Source organism: Mesorhizobium sp. M7A.F.Ca.US.006.04.2.1 (genome assembly GCF_004022915.1).
Lineage (GTDB): Bacteria > Pseudomonadota > Alphaproteobacteria > Rhizobiales > Rhizobiaceae > Mesorhizobium > Mesorhizobium ciceri.
Genome location: NZ_RZQA01000925.1, coordinates 1 through 2,361, shown reverse-complemented (window position 1 = coordinate 2,361; position 2,361 = coordinate 1). Strand labels below are relative to the sequence as shown.

Below are 2,361 nucleotides of genomic sequence, written 5' to 3'. Positions count from 1 at the left end.
ACAGCAGGCATGCATATGCCGGCAAACTATTCCCTATTGTGAAATCCGCATAAGACGCCGTTTCCGGACATTCTTTTTAAGTGCTTGCCGGCAAACGAAAAAACCCGGCACAAACGGCCGGGTTCGAAGAACGTCAGTCTAGGCAAGTAATGTCAGGCCGACAGTACCTTGACCCGCTGAGCCAGTCGCGACACCTTGCGGGACGCCGTGTTCTTGTGAATCACGCCCTTGGTTGCGGCGCGCATCAATTCCGGTTCCGCGATCTTGAAGGCAGCCTGTGCGGCAGCCTTGTCACCGGAGGCAAGCGCCTCTTCGACCTGGCGGATATAGGTGCGGACGCGCGAGCGACGGTTCTTGTTGATCGCTGCGCGGCGGACGATCTTGCGCGTTGCCTTTTTGGCCGAGGATGTATTGGCCATGATGCCTCTCTTCTGATCTGGTCGGCGCATGCGGGATGCCGCAGGGCGCAAAAAACAAACGGGCTGCCACGGGGCCGCCTCGGTTGGTGCGGCTTATAGTTCAGCTTTTCCGGCGCGTCAACGCTGCCTGGCCTTCTTTTTGGCGGCCAACAGCCATCTTCTTCGAAGCCAAGGGATTGGCGTCAGCGGTTGGTGAAATTCGGCTTCCGCTTCTCGGCAAAGGCCGCCATGCCTTCCTTCTGATCGTCCAGTGCAAACAGCGAGTGAAACAGCCGGCGCTCGAACCGCAATCCCTCGGCAAGCGTCGTCTCGAAGGCGCGGTTGACAGCTTCCTTTGCCATCATCACCGATGGCAGCGAGAAAGCGGCGATCTTGGCCGCGGCCTCCAGCGCCTCCTCGACAAGTTCGCCGGCAGGCACGACCCGCGACACCAGGCCAGAACGCTCGGCCTCGGCGGCATCCATCATCCGCCCGGTCAGGCACATGTCCATCGCCTTCGACTTGCCGACAAAGCGGGTCAGCCTTTGTGACCCGCCCATGCCTGGAATGACGCCGAGCGTGATCTCGGGCTGGCCGAACTTGGCCGTGTCGGCGGCGATGATGAAATCGCACATCATCGCCAGCTCGCAACCGCCGCCGAGTGCATAGCCCGCCACCGCCGCGATAATAGGCTTTCGCGCCCGCGTCAGTTCCTCCCAGCCGACGAAGAAGTCTTGGGCGTAGGCGTCCGCATAGGAGATGGACTGCATCTCCTTGATATCGGCGCCCGCCGCGAAAGCCTTTTCGGAACCGGTGATGACCATGGCGCCGATACCGGGATCGGCGCTGAACCCGTTCACGGCTGCCACCACCTCGGTCAGGATCTGGGAGTTCAGCGCGTTGAGCGCCTGCGGCCTGTTCAGCGTGATCAGCCCGACCTTGCCGTGCGTCTCGGTGATGATCGTCTCATAGGTCATGGCTGCTTCTCCTTGCTTACGCTCGTCTAGAGCGGTTCATCGTTTCACGGAAACGCAGAACCGCTCCATCTCCTTGTCTTGATGCAATTTCGGACGGAAAACCGCCCTCGCTTTTCCTGGAATTGCTCTGACTCATCGCTGGCATGTCCGGCAATAAAAGGTCGATCGGCCGCTCTGCACGATACGCTCGATGTGGCCGCCGCAACTGGGCTTGGAGCAGGCCTCGCCTTCGCGGTCGTAGACGGCGAAGGCGTGCTGGAAATAGCCCAGCGACCCATCGGTCTGCATATAGTCCCGCAGTGAGGAACCGCCGGCTGCGATCGCATCCGATATCACCGAACGAATGGCTTGCGCGAGGTGTTCGCTTTGGGCCTGGGCTTTCTTTCCGGGCCTGGCGATCGTGCCCGCCTCGCGCAGCGGCGACAGGCCCGCACGCCACAACGCCTCCGACACATAGATATTGCCGAGCCCGGCGATCAGCCTCTGGTCGAGAAGCGCTGCCTTCAGCGGTGATCTCCGCCCCTTCATCAATGAGGAAAGCAGCGCACCGTCCAATGTGTTGCCCGTAGGCTCGACGCCAAGTCCAGCCAGCATCGGATGAACGTCCGGCAGTCCTTCCGCAAACAACATGAAGCCGAAGCGGCGCGGATCATTGAAGATCACGCGCGATCGGGTACCGGCCGGAGACACGACATGGAAGACGACGTGGTCGTGATTGGAGCTCTTCGAGCGGTCGTGCCGGAAGATGCCGGGCATGTCGCTGCCATCAGCCGTCTCGATGCGGAATGAGCCCGACATGCCGAGATGGCAGATCAGCGCGGGGCCGCCTTCCAGGTCCATCGTCAGATACTTGGCCCGGCGGCCGAGTGCCGTGATCGTCTTGCCGGCCAGTCGCTGCGCGAATTTCTCGGGAAATGGAAAGCGCAGATCCGGTCGGCGCGCCTCGACGCGGGCGATGGTGGCGCCTTCCAGAACCGGCTGAAGTC

At 61.6% G+C, this 2,361-nt stretch carries 3 protein-coding genes; all 3 read right to left on the bottom strand.

Going from position 1 to position 2,361, the window contains the following annotated elements; all coding sequences use genetic code 11:
- Positions 1–152: 152 nt before the first annotated feature.
- Complete coding sequence (rpsT, locus tag EN925_RS32290) at positions 153–419, bottom strand: 30S ribosomal protein S20 (RefSeq protein ID WP_013533694.1); 267 nt, start codon at positions 417–419, stop codon at positions 153–155.
- Between the two features lie 182 nt (positions 420–601).
- Entirely contained in the window at positions 602–1,375 is a 774-nt protein-coding gene (locus tag EN925_RS32285; protein WP_127370236.1) for an enoyl-CoA hydratase, read from the bottom strand.
- 132 nt (positions 1,376–1,507) lie between these two features.
- A partial coding sequence (mutM, locus tag EN925_RS32280; protein ID WP_128337221.1) for a bifunctional DNA-formamidopyrimidine glycosylase/DNA-(apurinic or apyrimidinic site) lyase occupies positions 1,508–2,361 on the bottom strand: 854 nt, incomplete at its 5' end.

Excerpts from the sequence above, each read along its gene's own strand:
- rpsT (WP_013533694.1), bottom strand. The coding sequence starts at position 419 with ATGGCCAATACATCCTCGGCCAAAAAGGCAACGCGCAAGATCGTCCGC.
- EN925_RS32285 (WP_127370236.1), bottom strand. The coding sequence starts at position 1,375 with ATGACCTATGAGACGATCATCACCGAGACGCACGGCAAGGTCGGGCTG.